The sequence below is a fragment of the Pseudoalteromonas sp. K222D genome, from assembly GCF_017653575.1.
Taxonomy (GTDB): Bacteria; Pseudomonadota; Gammaproteobacteria; order Enterobacterales; family Alteromonadaceae; genus Pseudoalteromonas; species Pseudoalteromonas nigrifaciens.
This window is the reverse complement of the sequence record NZ_JAGGDL010000006.1, coordinates 100,048-118,548: the sequence shown is the minus strand read 5'-3', so window position 1 is coordinate 118,548 and position 18,501 is coordinate 100,048. Positions and strand designations below refer to the sequence as shown.

At 40.6% G+C, this 18,501-nt stretch carries 14 protein-coding genes; 7 read left to right on the top strand and 7 right to left on the bottom strand.

Features of this window, described 5'->3' with window-relative positions; translation table 11 throughout:
* Window positions 1-373 precede the first annotated feature (373 nt).
* Window positions 374-1,042, bottom strand: coding sequence for a ribosome biogenesis GTP-binding protein YihA/YsxC (gene yihA, locus J5X91_RS05405; RefSeq protein ID WP_058374289.1), 669 nt, complete (start codon window positions 1,040-1,042; stop codon window positions 374-376).
* Window positions 1,043-1,309: 267 nt separating this feature from the next.
* Between yihA and J5X91_RS05400 the strand changes: the two genes are divergently transcribed.
* The 3 genes from J5X91_RS05400 to J5X91_RS05390 all read left to right on the top strand — a co-directional run bounded on the left by J5X91_RS05400 (window position 1,310) and on the right by J5X91_RS05390 (window position 3,806).
* A complete protein-coding gene (locus tag J5X91_RS05400) occupies window positions 1,310-1,942 on the top strand; it encodes a c-type cytochrome (protein ID WP_011329395.1) in 633 nt (210 codons plus the stop codon).
* A 750-nt stretch (window positions 1,943-2,692) separates the two neighbouring features.
* Window positions 2,693-3,277: a Der GTPase-activating protein YihI gene (yihI, locus tag J5X91_RS05395; RefSeq protein WP_011329394.1), complete on the top strand. Its 585-nt coding sequence runs from the start codon at window positions 2,693-2,695 to the stop codon at window positions 3,275-3,277.
* Between the two features lie 13 nt (window positions 3,278-3,290).
* Complete coding sequence (locus tag J5X91_RS05390) at window positions 3,291-3,806, top strand: DUF2489 domain-containing protein (RefSeq protein ID WP_058374288.1); 516 nt, start codon at window positions 3,291-3,293, stop codon at window positions 3,804-3,806.
* A gap of 86 nt (window positions 3,807-3,892) precedes the next feature.
* On the opposite strand, the gene hemN is transcribed toward J5X91_RS05390, so the two are convergent.
* Both hemN and yjgA read right to left on the bottom strand, forming a co-directional pair.
* Window positions 3,893-5,266 carry an oxygen-independent coproporphyrinogen III oxidase gene (gene hemN, locus J5X91_RS05385; RefSeq protein ID WP_208834201.1) on the bottom strand — a complete coding sequence of 458 codons (1,374 nt, stop codon included), beginning with the start codon at window positions 5,264-5,266 and terminating at the stop codon, window positions 3,893-3,895.
* Window positions 5,267-5,384: 118 nt separating this feature from the next.
* On the bottom strand, window positions 5,385-5,918 hold the full coding sequence (gene yjgA, locus J5X91_RS05380; RefSeq protein ID WP_011329391.1) for a ribosome biogenesis factor YjgA: 534 nt from the start codon (window positions 5,916-5,918) through the stop codon (window positions 5,385-5,387).
* 145 nt (window positions 5,919-6,063) lie between these two features.
* On the opposite strand from yjgA, the gene pmbA reads away from it, so the two are divergent.
* The 3 genes from pmbA to J5X91_RS05365 all read left to right on the top strand — a co-directional run bounded on the left by pmbA (window position 6,064) and on the right by J5X91_RS05365 (window position 10,313).
* Window positions 6,064-7,413, top strand: a complete 1,350-nt coding sequence (gene pmbA, locus J5X91_RS05375; protein ID WP_208834200.1) for a metalloprotease PmbA — start codon at window positions 6,064-6,066, stop codon at window positions 7,411-7,413.
* Window positions 7,414-7,493: 80 nt separating this feature from the next.
* Window positions 7,494-7,973 carry a DUF721 domain-containing protein gene (locus tag J5X91_RS05370; RefSeq protein ID WP_182683858.1) on the top strand — a complete coding sequence of 160 codons (480 nt, stop codon included), beginning with the start codon at window positions 7,494-7,496 and terminating at the stop codon, window positions 7,971-7,973.
* Between the two features lie 267 nt (window positions 7,974-8,240).
* On the top strand, window positions 8,241-10,313 hold the full coding sequence (locus tag J5X91_RS05365) for a M13 family metallopeptidase (RefSeq protein WP_011329388.1): 2,073 nt from the start codon (window positions 8,241-8,243) through the stop codon (window positions 10,311-10,313).
* Between the two features lie 151 nt (window positions 10,314-10,464).
* Here J5X91_RS05365 and mutT read toward each other — a convergent pair whose 3' ends face one another.
* The 3 genes from mutT to J5X91_RS05350 form a co-directional block, all read right to left on the bottom strand.
* On the bottom strand, window positions 10,465-10,863 hold the full coding sequence (mutT, locus tag J5X91_RS05360; RefSeq protein WP_011329387.1) for an 8-oxo-dGTP diphosphatase MutT: 399 nt from the start codon (window positions 10,861-10,863) through the stop codon (window positions 10,465-10,467).
* A gap of 72 nt (window positions 10,864-10,935) precedes the next feature.
* Window positions 10,936-13,644 (bottom strand): preprotein translocase subunit SecA, encoded by a 2,709-nt coding sequence (secA, locus tag J5X91_RS05355; RefSeq protein ID WP_011329386.1) that lies wholly within the window; start codon window positions 13,642-13,644, stop codon window positions 10,936-10,938.
* A gap of 418 nt (window positions 13,645-14,062) precedes the next feature.
* Entirely contained in the window at window positions 14,063-16,090 is a 2,028-nt protein-coding gene (locus J5X91_RS05350; RefSeq protein ID WP_208834199.1) for a methyl-accepting chemotaxis protein, read from the bottom strand.
* A gap of 110 nt (window positions 16,091-16,200) precedes the next feature.
* Between J5X91_RS05350 and J5X91_RS05345 the strand changes: the two genes are divergently transcribed.
* Window positions 16,201-16,971 carry an NAD-dependent epimerase/dehydratase family protein gene (locus J5X91_RS05345; RefSeq protein ID WP_041454596.1) on the top strand — a complete coding sequence of 257 codons (771 nt, stop codon included), beginning with the start codon at window positions 16,201-16,203 and terminating at the stop codon, window positions 16,969-16,971.
* On the opposite strand, the gene hutH is transcribed toward J5X91_RS05345, so the two are convergent.
* Window positions 16,968-18,500, bottom strand: a complete 1,533-nt coding sequence (gene hutH / locus J5X91_RS05340; protein ID WP_208834198.1) for a histidine ammonia-lyase — start codon at window positions 18,498-18,500, stop codon at window positions 16,968-16,970. The two genes, J5X91_RS05345 and hutH, sit on opposite strands and share 4 nt — an antisense overlap.
* Between the last annotated feature and the right edge of the window lies 1 nt (window position 18,501).

The window sequence follows — 18,501 nt, the reverse complement described above, 5'->3', positions numbered from 1 at the left end:
GGGCTAAAATAGCCAATACTGATAAACAGGGTTGTTTTATAACATCTGCCGGGGAGCCGTTTTATTTATCCTAAACTCGGGTAATAGCGGATAATAATGGCTTAAGTTTGTAATGCGCGCGCGGCAAGAAGTGTATGCTATTAATGCAATGGGCTAAAATAGCCAATACTGATAAACAGGGTTATTTTATAACATCTGCCGGGGAGCCGTTTTATTTATCCTAAACTCGAGTAATAGCGGATAATAATGGCTTAGGTTTGTAATGCGTGCGTGGCAAGAAGTGTATGCTATTAATGCAATAGGCTGAAATAGCCGAGACAGATAAGCTCGGCTATTTATCGAATGTGTAAGCTTTTAAGCCTTGCAGAATAAATTAGCTTGCTGGGTTAGTGTCATCGTTAAGTATTTTTTCAGCAGGTGGTACCGCTACAACTGGGCCTAAAAACCATTCATCAAGTTTTTTGGCAACGTCTGGCAAGCCAGTACCTTTTAGTGATGAAAATGCATGTACCGTAATATCACCATCAAGGGCGCTTAATTCACGGCGAACTTTAAGTACTTGTGATTGACGCGGACCTTGTTTAAATTTGTCTGCTTTAGTTAATAGCGCTAAAACAGGAATTTCACTGCTAATAGCCCAATTAATTAAATCACGGTCTAAATCTTTTAATGGATGACGAATATCCATTAAAATTACAATACCTTTTAAACTCTGACGCTTTTGTAAATATTCGCCTAGCGACTTCTGCCATTTCTTTTTCATTTCAATTGGCACTTTAGCAAAGCCATAGCCTGGTAAATCGATAAGGCGCATGTCATCAACATCAGCAAGTTCAAAGGTATTTATTAGCTGAGTACGTCCAGGAGTTTTACTGGTACGCGCTAATTTTTGGTCGGTAAGTGCATTAAGAGCACTTGATTTACCTGCATTGGAGCGACCGGCAAACGCAACTTCAATTCCCGTATCAGCAGGTAATTTAGTAATGTCTGGAGCGCTTGTAACGAAAGACGCGGTATTATATTTGATACGAGATTTGAGCACGGGCTCTCCTAAAACTTAAAAATGATCACATTGAGCTAAATTCGCTCATGGGGCGTATTTTATACTATAAAGGAGTTATTAAAAAGCTGTTAAACCACCATATACAGCACATTTAAACCAAGTTAAAGCTTAACCTAAGGCAAAACCCTATAAATTATAAGTTTAATATGAGTAGAAAACGTGCCAGAGAATTTATTATCGTGTAGAATATAAAAATCACAACATCCATATTGTAGATGATACAGGGTCGGAAACAGAGAATTCACCATGAAAAAAATAGCACTATCTTTAACTATATTGCTTGGTGCGTTGTCAGCAAGCAACGCAACAGCATTTGAAGGCGATGTAAACGCAGGTAAAGAAAAATCAGTAACGTGTGCGGCTTGTCACGGCCCAGACGGTAATGCACCGATTAATATCTATCCTAAGCTTGCGGGTCAACATGCCGATTATATTTATAAGCAACTTCAAGACTTAAAACTAGGTATGACCTCAGGTGGCAAAAAAGGTCGTATGGATCCGGTTATGAGCGCAATGGCTATGCCATTAAGCGAACAGGATATGAAAGATTTGTCGGCTTATTTTGCATCACTAAACATGAGCGAAGAAGCTACGCCTAAAGACGTAGTTGAAACCGGTAAAATACTTTACAAAGCAGGTGATGCAGATCGTGGTATTCCAGGATGTGCTGCATGTCATGGCCCTCGTGGTAATGGCTCGTCACTTGCAAAATTTCCAAAAGTTTCTTTTCAGCATCCAGGTTACGTTAAAGCGCAACTTGAAAAATTTCGTGATGGCACACGCCAAAATGATTTAAATGGTGTGATGCAAGATATTGCAAAGAAATTAACAGATAAAGACATTGAAGTACTTTCGCAGTACTTAGGTGGCTTACACTAAAGTTGTATTTATTTAATTATTATTAATGTAATAAACTACAATATGTACAAAAAAGCAGCTTAGGCTGCTTTTTTTGTGCTTAAAATTACTTTTATAGTCTTTATTCATGTAAGACATTGACCATGCATAGCTGTGAGATAAGTCTTATTTTAAAAACCATTAAATTGTTAACTTGATGTAATATAATGGTTTTTGTGTTTTTTGTTATAATCTTTTTAATAAAAGATATATAAATTAGTTGTAACAAAATTATTAACAGGTACATTAACCCCTGTCGCAAAAAACAATAACAAAATGGAATAAGCTATAAGGACAGTAGCGCGACACGACTACATAGCACAAATTGGTGCTAGCAAAGGAAATAACAAAAAAGCGTTAGGAAGACCGAAAATAATAAAAACTCATGGAAGTTTAATAATAAAAACAAAATGGAATGCTACACGGAAGGTAAAAATAATAATAATAGGGATAGGTAAAAATAATAACAATAATAAAGACTAAAAAGTCGAAGGGAGAAGTGTCCAGATAATGGCGCTCAGATTAGTAGGCGGTAGAGATGTTTTCTCTACCGCCTTTTTATTTGTCCTGTTACAATAGCCACCGTTTAAAAACGAGCAGTAAGCTGTTTTAAGCGCTAAATAGAGAAACCCAGCCTCTAAAGCGCAAACTGAATTCTTCTGGCTAGGCCAGCATTGCGATGCCCATTGATTTGCGCCTCGCCCAAAACCTCTTAAGTGAGATGATCAAGATATGAGTAGAACTAAAAAGTCACGCAAAAGCCCAGCAAATGGACCAGTACGTTTAAGCCAAGATAAGCTTAAAGAAATGCGTGCATTAAAAGAGCAACGTGTTAAAAAGACCAAAGGTGCTAAGCCTGGATCTCGTAATACACCTGAGCTATTAAATGATGATAGCCAAAAAAGTAACACGGGAACTAAAGATAAACGCATTGGCAGTAAAAAACCAGTGCCATTAATAGCTGTTGCTGCTGCACCTAAAGTAGAAATAAAACGTAACTTAAAGCCAACTGTTGAACTTAAAAAGTCAGCAGAGCCAGAGTTTACGCCTGAGCAAGAGCTAGAAGCACTTGAAAATGATGAGCGCTTACTTAAATTAGTAGAGCGTCATGAGAATGGCGAAATGCTAACGGGTAAAGACGCTAAGTACTTTAATAGTCGTATTGCTCGTCATCAAGCATTGTGTAAATTGCTTGGTATCGAGGATGAAGATGAAGAAGAGTTTGAAGATGACTTTAGCGAAGAAAGTAATTCAGACTTCGATCAGTATTTATCGAACGATCTTGCTAACGAATGGTTAGACGAAGAAGACAAGTAATAAGGGTTATTAAATGAGTACAGCGGTGATCTTAGCCTTATTTGTAGGCGCTGCTATTATAGTAGGCTTAGCATTTTATGCGGGTCAGTTGCTTTATAAGTTAAGCGCGCAAAAAAAACTGATTGCTAAAAAGCAGGCTGAACAACAGCAAAAGCTTAAGCAGTCGCGTTTAAAGCGTAACGCCAAATTAGCCGACAGCATTCATTTAATCGCGCGTGCAATGCATGAACAGCAGTGTGAGTTTTCAGAAGGCTGTTTACGTATTTGGGTACTTATGTCGCAATATGGTTTTGAAGACGAGCAAGATTTAACGACAAAATACTCGGGCATTTATAAAATGTACCAAGTAGTTAAAGAAATGCCGACTCATGATGCGCGTAAAAAATATACCAAAAAAGAAATATTTAAGTTAGATACAGCTCGCTGGCGTGCCGAAGAGGCACATAAAGATGAGATTATAGCTGACTGCGCTAAAATTATTATTGAGTTTAAAGCCGCCCCTGGCAGCGAAAACGTGGTATTTAATTAATCAGCGTTTAAATAATTTAAAGCACAAAATACAAAAGCAGACCTCAGGTCTGCTTTTTCGTTTTAAATTTACTACTTGGCTGAGGATTAAATAACCCGAGAAAAACGCGTTGCATTTAGCTGTTTTTGTAAGTGAGCGTCAAAACACATACAAATAATACGAATAAACAAATTTCCTCTAGCAGTGACACTAATCATATTATTTTCAATAGTGACCATGCCATCAGCAATTAAAGGCTTAATTGCCGTTAGTGCATCAGCAAAGTAGTGGTTAAAGTTAAGCGCATGCTTGGCACTAAATGCCTCCATATCTAACTCAAACTGGCATATAAGCTGTTTAATTGCATCTGCGCGTATTACGTCATCGGCACTTAAGTGCATGCCTTTGGTGATGGCACAGCCGCTTTGCGTTTCTACGCTATGATAATAATGCTTTAACTCTTTTTGATTTTGCAAAATGGCAGTACCAATTTGCGATATAGATGAAACCCCTAAGCCTAATAAATCGCAGTTTCCGTGAGTAGTATACCCTTGAAAATTACGGTGTAATTGCCCCGCATTTTGTGCCACAGCGAGTTCGTTATTAGTTTTAGCAAAATGGTCCATACCAATAAATTGATAACCGGCTTGAGTCATTTGCTCTAAGGTGTTTTTAAACATAGTTAGCTTGTTGTGTGCACTGGGTAAGTCGGCATCTTTAATTTTACGTTGTGCTGCAAAACGCTCTGGAAGGTGAGCGTAATTAAATACCGAAACACGATCAGGGCTAAGCTCAAGCAACTGCTCTATGGTTTGTTTAAAGCTTTGTGGTGTTTGCAGTGGGAGGCCGTAAATCATGTCGGCATTAATCGATTTAAACCCTAATTCACGGGCTTGGGTGATTAACTGTTTTACGGTATCGGCATTTTGCGGACGGTTTACTGCTAGTTGTACTTCATCATTAAAGTCTTGAATACCAAATGATACGCGGTTAAAACCTAAGTTACTTAAATCAACCAACATATTATCGGCAAGCGAGCGAGGGTCAATTTCAATACCACGCTCAGTGGCGTCGGTAAAATTAAAATGCTGCTCCAAAAGTTTAACTAAACGGCTCATTTGCTGCGTAGTTAAAAAGGTGGGTGTGCCACCGCCTAAATGCAGTTGCTCTAGGGTGTAGTCTTTAAATAGAGGTGCTTGGGCTGCAATTTCTATAGCTAAAAAATCAAGGTAGGTATCGGCTTTTGACTGATGGCGAGTAATAATTTTATTGCAGCCACAGTAATAACAAAGCTGACTACAAAACGGAATATGTATATATAAAGACAATGCACGGCTGTTTGATGACTCAATCGCACTGAGTAAGTCTTGCTGTTGATAGCCCTCAGTTAGCGATAGTGCCGTTGGGTACGACGTATAACGTGGGCCAGACACATTATATTTATTTATTAGGGTTTGATCCCATTTTGGAAGTTTAATCATCACGCGCACCTTGGTATATTATTTAGGTGCTGATTATAAAAAAATGTTTAGCAGGGCGGGTTGATCTACAACAAAAAAAGGTGCCGTAGCACCTTTTTAAAGTATGTTTTTTAATCTGTTAGTAAGTAACTTGATGGGCATCTTTCAAATATTGAAATAGCTCTTTGTAACCTCTACCAGGTTTTTCATCTTTTGCTTCTTTAGCTGCATTACGAACTAGCTGGCGCATTTGTTGACGATCAAGCGACGGAAACTGCTCTATAGTCTCATTGATTAGGTCATCGCCTTGTTCAATTAGGTCTGCACGTAATTGCTCAATTTTTTTGACCAACACTTCAGCTTGGTTATTTTTATTAAGCATAACATCGATAATTGATCTTATAGCATCGATGTTCTCTACGGTGCGCAGTGTTTTAGCTATGTAGTTTAAATGACGACGATAAGCATCACTTTTATTGCTAATTTTATCGGCAACAACCATTGCAGCTTTTAAATCATCATTTAATGGCAAGCGCTCACGCTGCTTTTTACCCATTTTGGCAATTTCAGTCCCTAACTGATGAAATTCTTGTGCTTCACGCTTCAGTTCGGTTTTTGAGACATATTCAATTTCTTCTTCAATATCAGCAGGCTTGCTTTTTTTCTTCGCCATGGGGTGCTCTTAAATAAAAATAACTTCTGCCATTATACATGATTATCATACAGAGGAATATTAGCTGATGTGATGCATTGAGTGTGTTAGCATTTAAATATAAAAAATGTGTGCAACATTGCCTTCAAGGCTCAGGACTTAATTTATGAAAAGCCAACAACACGATCCAATTTATTCTCAAATATCTCAAGTAAAAGATGCGGTAGCAGCAGTGCTCGAGCATGCGAAAAAACTCGGTGCCACAGCGGCAGAAGCGGCTATGTCTAGCACTTCAGGGCTGTCGGTTAGCACTCGCATGGGCGAAATAGAAACCATTGAGTTTAACCAAGATGGCGGTTTAGGCATTAGTGTGTATGTAGGTAATAATAAAGGCTCTGCGTCTACCGCAGATTTAAGCCCTAAAACGCTACGCACTGTGGTTGAAAAAGCCATTGATATTGCAAAATTCACCTCAGACGACCCTTTTAACGGTGTTGCAGATAAAGAGCTACTTGAGTTTTCACCCAAAGATCTCGATTTATACCATCCATGGGATGTAAGCCCAGAGCAAGGTATTGAGTTTTGTCATGCTGCAGAGCAAGCAGCGTTAAATGCGGATGGGCGCATTGTTAACTCAGACGGCGCAAGTTTTTCATCGCACCAAGGTTTGCGTGTTTATGGCAATAGCCATGGTTTAATTGCTGGTTTTCCGCGTACTCGCCACAGCATAAGTACTATGGTAATTGGTAAAGATGGCGAGCAAATGCAACGCGACTCTGCTTACACCGTAGCACGCGATCAAGCTGGTTTAAATGATGCCGCAGCAGTGGGGCTTGAAGCCGCAGCCGAAACTTTAGCTAAATTAAATAGCCAAAAATTAGGCACCATGAAAGTACCAGTAATATTTAGAGCTGACATTGCTAATTCATTATTTGGCCATTTAGTGTCGGCCATTGGTGGTGGTGCGCTGTATCGTAAATCGAGTTTTTTACTCGATAGCCTAGGTACACAAGTATTTAGCAATTGCGTAAATATTGCCGAGCGTCCGCATATACTCAAAGGGCTCGCATCGTCGCCGTTTGACAGCGAAGGTGTTAAAACCTTTGATAGAGAAATCATTCAAGGTGGCGAGTTACAAACTTACCTACTTGCAAGCTATGCTGCGCGTAAAATGAATATGACACCAACAGGGCACGCTGGCGGTATACATAACTGGTTAGTTGAGCAAACACATAACGATTTAACCGCGCTACTTAAAACCATGGGTACAGGCTTATTAGTAACAGAGCTAATGGGGCAGGGCGTAAATACAGTAACTGGTGATTACTCGCGTGGTGCGGCTGGTTTTTGGGTAGAAAATGGCGAAATCCAATATCCAGTAAGCGAAATTACCATTGCCGGTAACTTAAAAGATATGTTTAAAGGAATATCAGCTATTGGTGGCGACATAGAGCGCCGTGGTGGCATTCAAACTGGCTCTGTGTTAATTGAACAAATGCAAATAGCGGGCGCTTAGTCACTGCGCTCAGTGTATACTCAAGTCGAGGGTTATTTCGATTTGAGTAACCGCATTATTGAGTTTTTACGAGGTGTTAAATGGCTAAAGACAGGTATGCGCCAAAACCATTAACTGACATTATGGCAGGACTGAATAACCGCTTGTCGGCTTATGCAGGTAAAAGCCAAGCACTCGGTACCCAGCAAACCTTACTTAAAGACTTTTTAGGCCCCAAACTGGGTGATAAATGCCGCGTGAGTAACTACCGCGATGGTACTTTAATGATCGAAGCGGTATCTGCGCCTATTGCGCTTAGACTAAATTACTTAAAAATGGATATGCTCTCGCATTTTAGAGCCGCGGGCATGGCAGAGCTTGGGCAAATAAAAATTACCGCTAATCCACAAGCAACACAACGCTTGGGCGCAGTAAGTAAAACCATTAATACCCCAATAACTAATTCTCGTAAAATGAGCGAACAAACAGCCGATTATTTAAATGCCATAGCCGCCTCAGCCCCCCCTTCGCTAAAAGAAAAATTAGAGCGTTTAGCACTGCACGCAAAGCGTAAAACCTAGCTGCTAATAACTCGTTTATAAGCTCACATAGTTATTGATAGCACTATGTGGGTCACTCATCGCATTAAAATACTTTGTTACATATTCAATTTTATTGTTACCCCAATGGGGTTTATGATAGCTACTTAATACGCCTATTAACTAGGTTGCAGTTAATGCTTATTTCATTAAGTAAAAGTACATAAAATGTCATTACGCAGCTTTATGCTGCTGGTATTTGAATATTAATGAAATAGGTATTTATTTTAACTAACAAACGGAATCCTTATGATTAAAATAACAATGACCGCCGCAGGTATTGCGCTGGCACTTGGGTTGGTTGGTTGTGGTGAACAACAAGAAATTAAAGTAAACGAGACTCCCGCGGTTAGCGCTCCAGTTCCAGCTCCTTTTGCCTTAGGTATTGAGCTGGAAAATATGGATAAATCGGTACGTGCTCAAGATGACTTTTATTACCATGTAAATGGTCAATGGCTAGCTAAAACCGAAATTCCTGGCGATAAATCTAACTATGGTTCGTTTTCGCAATTATATGACGAGTCGCAAAAGGCGATGAAAACAGTACTTGAAAGTGCGGCAGCAAATAGCAATGTTGAAAAAGGCAGTGATGAAGCAAAGTTGGCGGCATTTTATAATAGCTACATGGCAGAAGAAGCGCGCGAAGAACTTGGCATCCAGCCACTTGAGCCATCATTGGCAAGCATTGACGCCGTTAAAGGTAAAAAAGATTTAGTTACTTTAATGGCGCAATTACAGATTAAAGGCGGCGACTTGCCATTTGGTTGGTATGTAAATAATGACGCTAAAAACTCCAGCGAAAATGCATTGTATGCGTATCAAGCTGGGTTAGGTTTACCCGATCGTGATTATTATTTAAAAGATGATGAAAAGTTCACTAAAATTCGTGCTTCTTATCAAGCTTACATTGCTAAAATATTAGCCAAGTCAGGGGTTGAAAATACAGAGGCTGTGGCTAAAAATGTATTAGCGCTGGAAAAAAACCTTGCTGAGGCGCAGTGGAGTCGAGTAGAGAGCCGTGATGCAACCAAGTCTTATAATAAAATGAGCCTTGCACAAGCAAATAAACTAATGGGTGACTTTGATCTTGCTAGTTACTTTAAAGCGATAGGCATAAACACCGAAGAGTTAATTATTAGCCAGCCGAGCTACTTTGAAAAATTTGCGACTATTTATAAAAACACCGATTTAGCAACATGGCAAAATTACCTTAAGTTTCACTTTGTAAGTAATTACGCTCAGTTACTCGATAAAGAGTTAGTGGACCTTAAGTTTAATTTTTACAGTACAACTTTACGTGGTGTAGAAGAACAAGCACCACTTTGGAAGCAAGCGGTTGATGCTTCAAACAGTGTGCTAGGTGAGATTTTAGGTAAAGTGTACGTTAAAGAGAACTTTCCACCAGAAGCGAAAGCGCGTATGGAAGAGTTGGTTGATAACGTAATTAAAGGCTACGGTGTTGCGATTGAAAATTTAGAGTGGATGAGCCCGGAAACTAAAATTGCCGCTCAACAAAAGCTAGACAAGTTTACACCTAAAATTGGCTACCCAGATAAGTGGAAAGACTACTCAGCACTAGAGATTAACCCTGATGAATTAGTCGGTAACTACATTCGTTATAGCGAATGGGCTTACAGCGATATGATTGCCAAATTGGGTAAACCAGTAGACCGCTCAGAGTGGCACATGACACCACAAACTGTGAATGCATACTACAACCCAGTAAATAACGAAATTGTGTTTCCAGCAGCTATTTTACAGCCGCCATTTTTTAACTTAGAAGCAGATGATGCAGTAAATTACGGTGCTATTGGCGCGGTAATTGGTCATGAGTTAGGCCATGGTTTTGACGACCAAGGTGCTAAATACGACGGCGACGGTAATTTACGTAACTGGTGGAGCGAGTCAGACCTTAAACAGTTTGAACAGCGTACTGCGGCTTTAGTTGCTCAGTATAATGAATACAAACCTTTTACTGATGCTGGCGTAAATGGTGAATTGACGTTAGGTGAAAATATTGGTGATTTAGGCGGCCTTACGGTTGCGCATAAAGCGTATATGCTATCTTTAGGTAACTCTAAGGCTCCAGTGATTGATGGCTACACTGGCGATCAGCGCTTCTTTATGGGCTGGTCACAAATTTGGCGTCGTAAGTATCGTGATGAAGCGCTGCGTAACCGCTTAATGACCGACCCGCATTCGCCTAGTCATTACCGCGTAATTGGTATTTTATCGAATATGCCTGAGTTTTATAAAGCATTTGACGTTAAAGAAGGCGACAAAATGTATATTAAACCAGAGGACCGCGTAAAAATTTGGTAATTTAATTACCTAACTAGAAAGTACCTAACTAGAAAGTATCTAACTAAAAAGGCCAGCAAGTGTTAACTTGCTGGCCTTTTTGTAGCTGCCTAATAATGGCGGTTTATTGTTATTATTATTTTACTAAAAGAGTATAGCCAAATATTAAGCGTTAAATATATTTCGCTTTTATAGCGCTAATAATATCGACGTTAGCTGCTGGAAACTCGTAGTTATCTAGCTCGTCAATACTTACCCAAGCATTATCTTGCCCTTCTGCGCCATGTGCTTCACCACTAAAGTTACTCACCACATGTACGTTCAGCTTTACCGTTTTATCATCGTAATCGTGTTTTATTGTTAGCAACTCACTGGAACTAAAAATAGTGATGCCAATCTCTTCTTGAAGTTCACGCTTAAGTGCTCTAAATACACTTTCACCGGCTTCAATTTTACCACCAGGAAACTCCCACAAACCTCCTTGATGTTGATCATTTGCCCGCTTGCAAATAAACAGAGCGTTATTTTTTTTAATTACGCCAACAGCCACATTTACAATTATACTAGTCATTTTATCTCCCTTAAACACCATAAAAAAAGCGACGCAAGCGCCGCTTTTTACGAAATTTATTACACTATTGGATTATTTTAATTTACCACAACATTGCTTAAATTTTTGACCTGAGCCACAAGGACAAGGATCGTTACGGCCTACTTTTGGCTCGCTACGTGCCATTACAGTTGCGCTTTGTGGTGCTTCTCCGCCTACATGCTCAACTTCTTCATGCTGATATTCGCGAGGAGCGTTTTCACTTTTACGGTGTTGCTCTTCTACTTTTTCAACATCCTCTTCGGCGCGTACTTGTACTTTGCTTAAAATACTTACTACATCTATTTTTAAGTTTTCTAGCATTTCAGCGAATAGCTCAAACGATTCACGCTTGTACTCTTGCTTTGGATTTTTTTGCGCATAACCACGTAAATGAATACCTTGGCGTAAATGATCCATTGCTGCCAGGTGATCTTTCCAATGCTGATCTAGGCTTTGTAACATAATCGCTTTTTCGAATTGACGTAGTACTGAATCGCCTACCATCTCTTCTTTTTGCTTATATGCTTGCCCAACCGACTCTTCAATGCGCTCACGAAGTTTTTCTTCATAGAGTTTATTGTCATCAGCTAGCCACTGAGTAATTGGCAATTCAATTAAGAAGTCTTGTTTTAAGCGCTCTTCAAGGCCAGGTACATCCCACATTTCAGCCAAGCTTTGCGGTGCAATGTACTGATCAATAATATTACTCAGCACATCACCACGAATAACCGTGATAGTTTCTGAAATATCGCCTTCTTCAAGTAGTTCGTTACGCTGTGAGTAAACCACACGGCGTTGATCGTTTGCTACGTCATCGTACTCAAGTAATTGCTTACGCACATCAAAGTTACGTGCTTCTACTTTACGCTGTGCATTTTCAATCGCACGGTTAACCCATGGATGTTCAATAGCTTCACCGCGTTGCATACCTAGTTTACGCATCATGTTGGTCATGCGCTCGCCAGCAAAAATACGCATTAACGCATCGTCCATCGATAAGTAAAAACGGCTTGAACCGGCATCACCTTGACGACCAGAACGACCACGTAATTGGTTATCTATACGACGAGATTCATGGCGTTCAGTACCAATAATATGTAAACCACCTGCATCAATTACTGCGTCATGGCGTATTTTCCATGCAGCTTTAATTTCAGCAATTTGTTCATCAGTTGGGTTTTCAAGCTTTTCAACTTCGCTGTGCCAGTTACCACCAAGTACAATATCGGTACCACGGCCAGCCATGTTAGTGGCAATCGTTACTGTGCCTGGTAGGCCAGCGTCTGATACGATATCAGCCTCTTGCGCATGAAATTTAGCATTAAGTACGTTGTGCTTAATTTTTTCTTTGCGTAAAAATTGCGATAAATACTCAGAGCTTTCAATTGAAATAGTACCTACAAGTACAGGTTGTCCGCGTTCTTGGCAGTCTTTAATATCAACTAAAATAGCTTCGTATTTTTCTTCTTGCGTTAGGTACACTAAGTCGGCGCGATCATCACGAACCATCGGCTTATTAGTTGGCATAACAACAGTGTCTAGGCCGTAAATAGACTGGAACTCAAATGCTTCCGTATCGGCTGTACCTGTCATGCCCGCAAGTGTTTCGTATAAGCGGAAATAGTTTTGAAAGGTAATAGATGCAAGCGTTTGGTTTTCGTTTTGAATATTTACGCCTTCTTTAGCTTCAACAGCTTGGTGTAAACCTTCTGACCAACGACGACCTTCCATTGAACGACCAGTGTGCTCATCAATAATGATAACTTCGTTTTCTTTTACAACGTAATCAACATCTTTTTGATAAAGCTTATGAGCACGAAGCGCTGCATAAACATGGCTTAGTAGCGTAATGCTGGCTGCAGAATAAAGCGAATCGCCTTCTGCAATTAAGCCGCGCTCAGTAAGTAGCTCTTCAACTTTAATTTGGCCACGTTCAGTTAAATGAACTTGCTTAGACTTTTCATCAATAGTGAAATCGCCATCGCCTTCAATACCTTCTTCGTCTTCTTTTTCTTGTAGTTCAAGTAAAGGCACCATGGTATTAATTTCAGTGTATAGCTCTGAGCTGTCCTCAGCAGGGCCTGAAATAATAAGGGGCGTACGGGCTTCATCAATTAAGATAGAATCCACTTCATCGACAACAGCATAAAATAATGGACGTTGTACACGCTCATCTATGCTAAATGCCATGTTGTCACGCAGGTAGTCAAAACCAAACTCATTATTAGTACCGTACGTAATATCGGCAACATAAGCTTGTTTTTTCTGCTGTGGCATCATACCCGGTACGTTACAGCCTACTGTTAAACCTAAAAACTCAAATAACGGACGGTTAGTTTCCGCATCGCGTTTAGCTAGGTAGTCGTTCACGGTAATTACGTGTACGCCCTTACCAGTTAAACCATTTAAGTAAGCAGGTAATGTAGCTGTGAGTGTTTTACCTTCACCGGTACGCATTTCTGCAATACGGCCTTGGTGCAGTACCATGCCACCGAGTAGCTGTACGTCAAAGTGACGCATGCCATTTACACGTTTAGATGCTTCACGTACCACAGCAAATGCTTCAGGCAGTAAGTCGTCAAGGCTTTGTCCGTTATCGTAACGTTCTCTAAACTCTGCTGTTTTCGCTTTTAAGTCGTCATCAGAAAGCGCTTCTAATTGCGTTTCAAGTGCATTGATCAGTGCGACCGTCTTTCTTAGGTTTTTAATAGTGCGGTCATTGCGACTACCAAAAATCTTGGTAAATAAATTAGATATCATGATAAAACCGTTACAATGTATTTTTTTGCCAGCCGTACATCGGCTAACCCATTTTTAACAATTGATAATTAATGTATTCTTTAAAGTAACACCGAGGACACATTAATTAGCAATTTTGTATTAAACCGTTCAAAAAGCACTGTTTATTACGTGTGCTACTATACCAGACTCTGCTAAACAACAAACCATCTCACTAAAAAGATATGGATTAAAAACAGAAAAACTTAATCTAGTACATAAAATTGCTATATATTTTTATACGAGGTGAAAACTGTTAGCAAAGCTAGTGATATTAAGTAAGTTTCCACTTTGAAATATCAACAGTCACTCAAAGATATGGTGCTGAATAAATTAAAAACAAGGGGGTAATAAGCGCTTAAAGTTTATCCTCAAGCGCTTAAATATAAGTAGCCGGCGTTTATAGTTTAAACTGGTTTACCGTTTTATTTAATGCCCCTGCAAGGTCACTTAAATCATGTGCTTCATTGGCAAGTGTGTGTGCATGCTCTGCGGTACTATTAACTAAACTATTAATAGCACTAAGGCTGGTATTAATATCTTCTGCTACTACCGTTTGTTGCTCGGTAGAGGTGGCAATTTGATGACTTTGATCTTGTACTTTAGTTACCGACAGGGCAATGCTTTGTAGTGAGCTAAGTACTTCTTTTGTTTGCAACACAGAGTCCTCGGTTTGTTTTTGCCCTTGTAGCATCATACTAGAGGCTTGCTGAGCAATTTGCTGTAAACGGGTAATCATATTGCGAATATCGTCGGTTGACTCTTGTGTACGACTCGCCAACGAGCGAACTTCATCGGCAACAACGGCAAAGCCGCGGCCATGTTCTCCGGCGCGGGCCGCTTCTATGGCTGCATTAAGCGCGAGTAAGTTGGTTTGATCGGCAATTGAGTTAATTACATCAACCAATGCGCCTATGTTATTACTTTCTTGCTCAAGCCCGGCAACCACCTTAGAGGCTTCGCCAATATGTTCAGCCAGCGCACTCATTACACTTTGTGCTTGGCTTGAGCGGCTTGCACCATCGGCAGTAATTGCTTGTACTTCTTCTGCTGCGGTATTTGTTTGCTGTGCGTTACGTGATATTTCTTGCACGGTAGTGGCCATTTCTGTCACTGCGGCACTAACACTATCTACTTGTTGTTTTTCTTGCTGAATTTCTGAATTCGTTTGTTGCGATACCGTTTTAAGCTGATCGGCAGCGGCACTTAATTGCTCAGCTTGTGCTGCGGTGTCTAGCATCATCGCTCGCAACTTATCAATAAAGGTATTCATATGATTAGCCAGTTGGCCTACTTCGTCTTGGCTATCAATATTAATTTTTTGGGTTAAATCACCCTCGCCAGAAGCAATGTCGCGCATAATATGCGTGAGTGTAGTGATTGGTTTTGAAATCATATGGGTGGCCCATAAAATCATTACTAAAATAATCACTAAAATAATGATAACGGCGGTTGTAGTGGTTGTAACCGCAGCATTTACCGGGGCTTCAATCATACTGGTTGGAATTAATAAACCCACATACCAATCTAAATGAGGCTGCTCTAATTGTAGGCGGTTATAAACCACATAAAATTGCTCGCCTTTAAGCATAACAGTTTGGCTACCCGCGAGGTTATTTTGCATTGCACTGTTAAGTGTTTTAAACCCTGAGGTATTATTAAATTGTTGTTCAAGCGCATCGAGTCCGTCTTTACCGTTAGGGCCTTCGTCGGTGACAGAGAGTTTATGCCCAGATGCTTTTGAAAAGTGCACAACTTTTTGTTGATCATCTAATAAAAAGCCATAGCCTTGGCCGTTAAAGCGAATGTTTTCGACCATGTCGTTAATTTTATTAAGTTGTAAGTCAACGCCGCCCACACCAATTAATTTGCCTTGTGGGTTATAAACAGGTTGTTGTACAACTGCTGAGGCATCGCCGGTGGTTAAGTCTACCGAAATAGGGCCTACGTAAAGCTTATTAATTTGCATTGCTTCTTGCCACCAACCTCGTTTGTACGCGTAGTAAGGTTCGCCATTATAATATGCAGTACGTTCGTTTTCTTTAAAGTACTCGCCGGTAGTGGCTGAGGCAAAAAAAGCAGATAAAATATTTTCATCATTTGCACTTATGCGTACAAAGTCTTGATTTATAGCCAAGTAGCCGTTGGCATTTTCTAGGGCTTGATCGCGCTTATCCCACGCGGTAAAAAAATTCACCAAATGCGGATTATTAATAAAGGTGGCAACTACTTTACCGTATGTAGCAAAGTAACTTTGCATTGATAATTGCTCGCTTTGTAAGTAGCTTTGAGCCTCACGCTCTATATTAACTCTGGATAGTTTGGCAATATGGTTAACAAAAAAAGTAGAGGCGATGAGCAGTAAAATAGTAATTGTTCCGCCAATCAATAATAATATTTTTTTTCTTAATGATAAGTTATTTAGCATAAGTGCACATGTTGTTATTGTTTTTGTAACAGATATCTAAGCATATTTAATTTTAGAACTCTATGAAATGAGTTAAGAATTATACATTTAAATAAACGGGGTCATATAAATTGAATCATCAGAGTAACAACTTAGTGGTACTAGGCGCGGGCTGGCTAGGCAGTGCTTTATGCGTTAATGCGCAGCAAGCAGGTTGGCAAGTGCAGGGTACACACCGCTCAGCAGTGCATGAGCATGATTTTGAACGTCAGTTTTTGCTAGAAAATGGCCAGTTAACGCATCAAATTGATTTACAAAATGCCTACTGGGTGTGCGCTATTCCTCCACGTAGTCGCCATAGTGAAAACAATTATGCGCAAACATTAACGGCAGCACTTACACTGGCAAAAAAACTGAATGCTAAGGGCTTTTTACTTTGCTCATCAACAGGAGTGTACGATCAAGAACCAGGTGTATATAGCGAAAGCAGCGATATTTCGTGTACAAACGAGCGACAAATAAAGCTATATGAAGCTGAAGAGCAAGTACTAGAGCAAAACGGTAAAGTGCTGCGCTTAGCCGGTTTAGTTGGACCCAATAGAGAGCCGGGGCGTTTTATTGCAGGTAAAGAGCTAAATACCTCTGCCGAGCAAGTCGTTAATATGGTGCATCAGCAAGATGTGATTAACGCTATTTTTGCGGTGCTTGAGCATTGGCATCAAGGGCAGAGTATTTATAATGTGGTTAACCCGTCGCATCCTTGTAAGCGCGATTACTATGCGCAAAAGTGCCAACAACATGGCGGCGAAATGCCACGCTTTACGGGAACAGATACGGCTGAGCGCAAAGTGCTTGGCTCAGCCATTGAGGCGTTAGGGTTTAGTTACCAATACGCAATTTAATAAGATACTAAGCAGTCACCCTCAATAAAGTTGCATAACTTGCCTGCGTTTAATAACGCATTTGCAGCTTCAATATCGGGGGCAAAGTAACGGTCTTTATCGTAGTAGCTTACATGCTCGCGTAGTAAGCTTTTAGCACGCTCTACTTTAGCAGCAGCTGTAAGCGGCTTTCTAAACTCTAACCCCTGCGCGGCCGCTAACCATTCAACAGCAAGTACGCCTTGGGTGTTATCGGCCATTTCCTTCAAGCGCCTTGCCGCAAAAGTGGCCATAGACACATGATCTTCTTGATTCGCCGAGGTTGGCAAACTATCTACAGAAGCTGGGTGGGCAAGTGATTTGTTTTCAGATGCCAGGGCTGCGGCAGTTACTTGGGCGATCATAAAGCCTGAGTTTACGCCGCCATTTTCAACTAAAAAAGGCGGCAATTTAGATAGGCTAGAGTCAATTAGTAAAGCAATTCGGCGCTCGGCAAGTGCGCCAATTTCAGCAATGGCAATTGCTAAGTTATCGGCGGCCATTGCCACCGGCTCTGCATGAAAATTACCGCCAGAAATAATATCACCCACATCAGCAAATACCAGCGGGTTGTCGGTTACGCCGTTAGACTCACATAATAAAACTTCTGCCGCCTGGCGAATTTGGGTTAAGCAAGCACCAAGCACTTGTGGCTGACAGCGTAAAGAGTAGGGGTCTTGTACTTTTTCACAATTTACGTGTGATTCACTAATTTGTGATTGTGGACCTAGCAAGGTTCTAAATATAGCTGCAGTATCTATTTGCCCTTGTTGGCCTCGAATTTCATGAATACGCGCATCAAATGGTGCTCGGCTGCCCATGGCCGCTTCAATACTCATAGCGCCAATTACGCAGCTTTGTGCGTATAAATCTTCTGCTCTAAATAGCCCTTGTAATGCAAAAGCAGTCGAGGCTTGGGTGCCGTTTAAAAGGGCTAAGCCTTCTTTAGCGGCTAAGGTAAGTGGTTTTAGCCCCGCAATTTTAAGCCCTTGCTCGGCACTGATTATTTGCCCTTGGTGGCGCATGTGGCCTTCGGCTAGTAACGGCAAGCACATATGAGCAAGCGGTGCTAAATCGCCCGATGCACCCACCGAGCCTTTTTTAGGCACGCAAGGGTATACTTGGCTATTAAGCAACTGGATAAAAAATTCAATGACCTGCAAACGAATACCAGAATAGCCACGCGACAGTGAATTAATTTTTAAGATGATCATTAAGCGTACGGTACTGTCATCCATATACTCGCCAATACCTGCCGCATGTGAAAGTACAATAGAGCGTTGTAATAGCTCTAGTTCGTTATCGGCAATTTTGGTGTTAGCTAATAAGCCAAAACCGGTATTAATACCATATACAGTGCGGTGCTCGTTAATTACGTTTTGCACTGTTTGTGCGCTGGCAGCTATTTGCGACTCGGCATGCTTTATAAGGCTCAATTTTACCGGTGAATTATTAATTTTTCTTAGTGTGTTTAAATCAAGCGAGCCGGGGGTGAGAGTTAGTTCAAGCATG

Excerpts from the sequence above, each read along its gene's own strand:
- J5X91_RS05400 (WP_011329395.1), top strand. The coding sequence starts at position 1,310 with ATGAAAAAAATAGCACTATCTTTAACTATATTGCTTGGTGCGTTGTCA.
- yihI (WP_011329394.1), top strand. The coding sequence starts at position 2,693 with ATGAGTAGAACTAAAAAGTCACGCAAAAGCCCAGCAAATGGACCAGTA.
- J5X91_RS05390 (WP_058374288.1), top strand. The coding sequence starts at position 3,291 with ATGAGTACAGCGGTGATCTTAGCCTTATTTGTAGGCGCTGCTATTATA.
- hemN (WP_208834201.1), bottom strand. The coding sequence starts at position 5,266 with ATGATTAAACTTCCAAAATGGGATCAAACCCTAATAAATAAATATAAT.
- yjgA (WP_011329391.1), bottom strand. The coding sequence starts at position 5,918 with ATGGCGAAGAAAAAAAGCAAGCCTGCTGATATTGAAGAAGAAATTGAA.
- pmbA (WP_208834200.1), top strand. The coding sequence starts at position 6,064 with ATGAAAAGCCAACAACACGATCCAATTTATTCTCAAATATCTCAAGTA.
- J5X91_RS05370 (WP_182683858.1), top strand. The coding sequence starts at position 7,494 with ATGGCTAAAGACAGGTATGCGCCAAAACCATTAACTGACATTATGGCA.
- J5X91_RS05365 (WP_011329388.1), top strand. The coding sequence starts at position 8,241 with ATGATTAAAATAACAATGACCGCCGCAGGTATTGCGCTGGCACTTGGG.
- mutT (WP_011329387.1), bottom strand. The coding sequence starts at position 10,863 with ATGACTAGTATAATTGTAAATGTGGCTGTTGGCGTAATTAAAAAAAAT.
- secA (WP_011329386.1), bottom strand. The coding sequence starts at position 13,644 with ATGATATCTAATTTATTTACCAAGATTTTTGGTAGTCGCAATGACCGC.
- J5X91_RS05350 (WP_208834199.1), bottom strand. The coding sequence starts at position 16,090 with ATGCTAAATAACTTATCATTAAGAAAAAAAATATTATTATTGATTGGC.
- hutH (WP_208834198.1), bottom strand. The coding sequence starts at position 18,500 with ATGCTTGAACTAACTCTCACCCCCGGCTCGCTTGATTTAAACACACTA.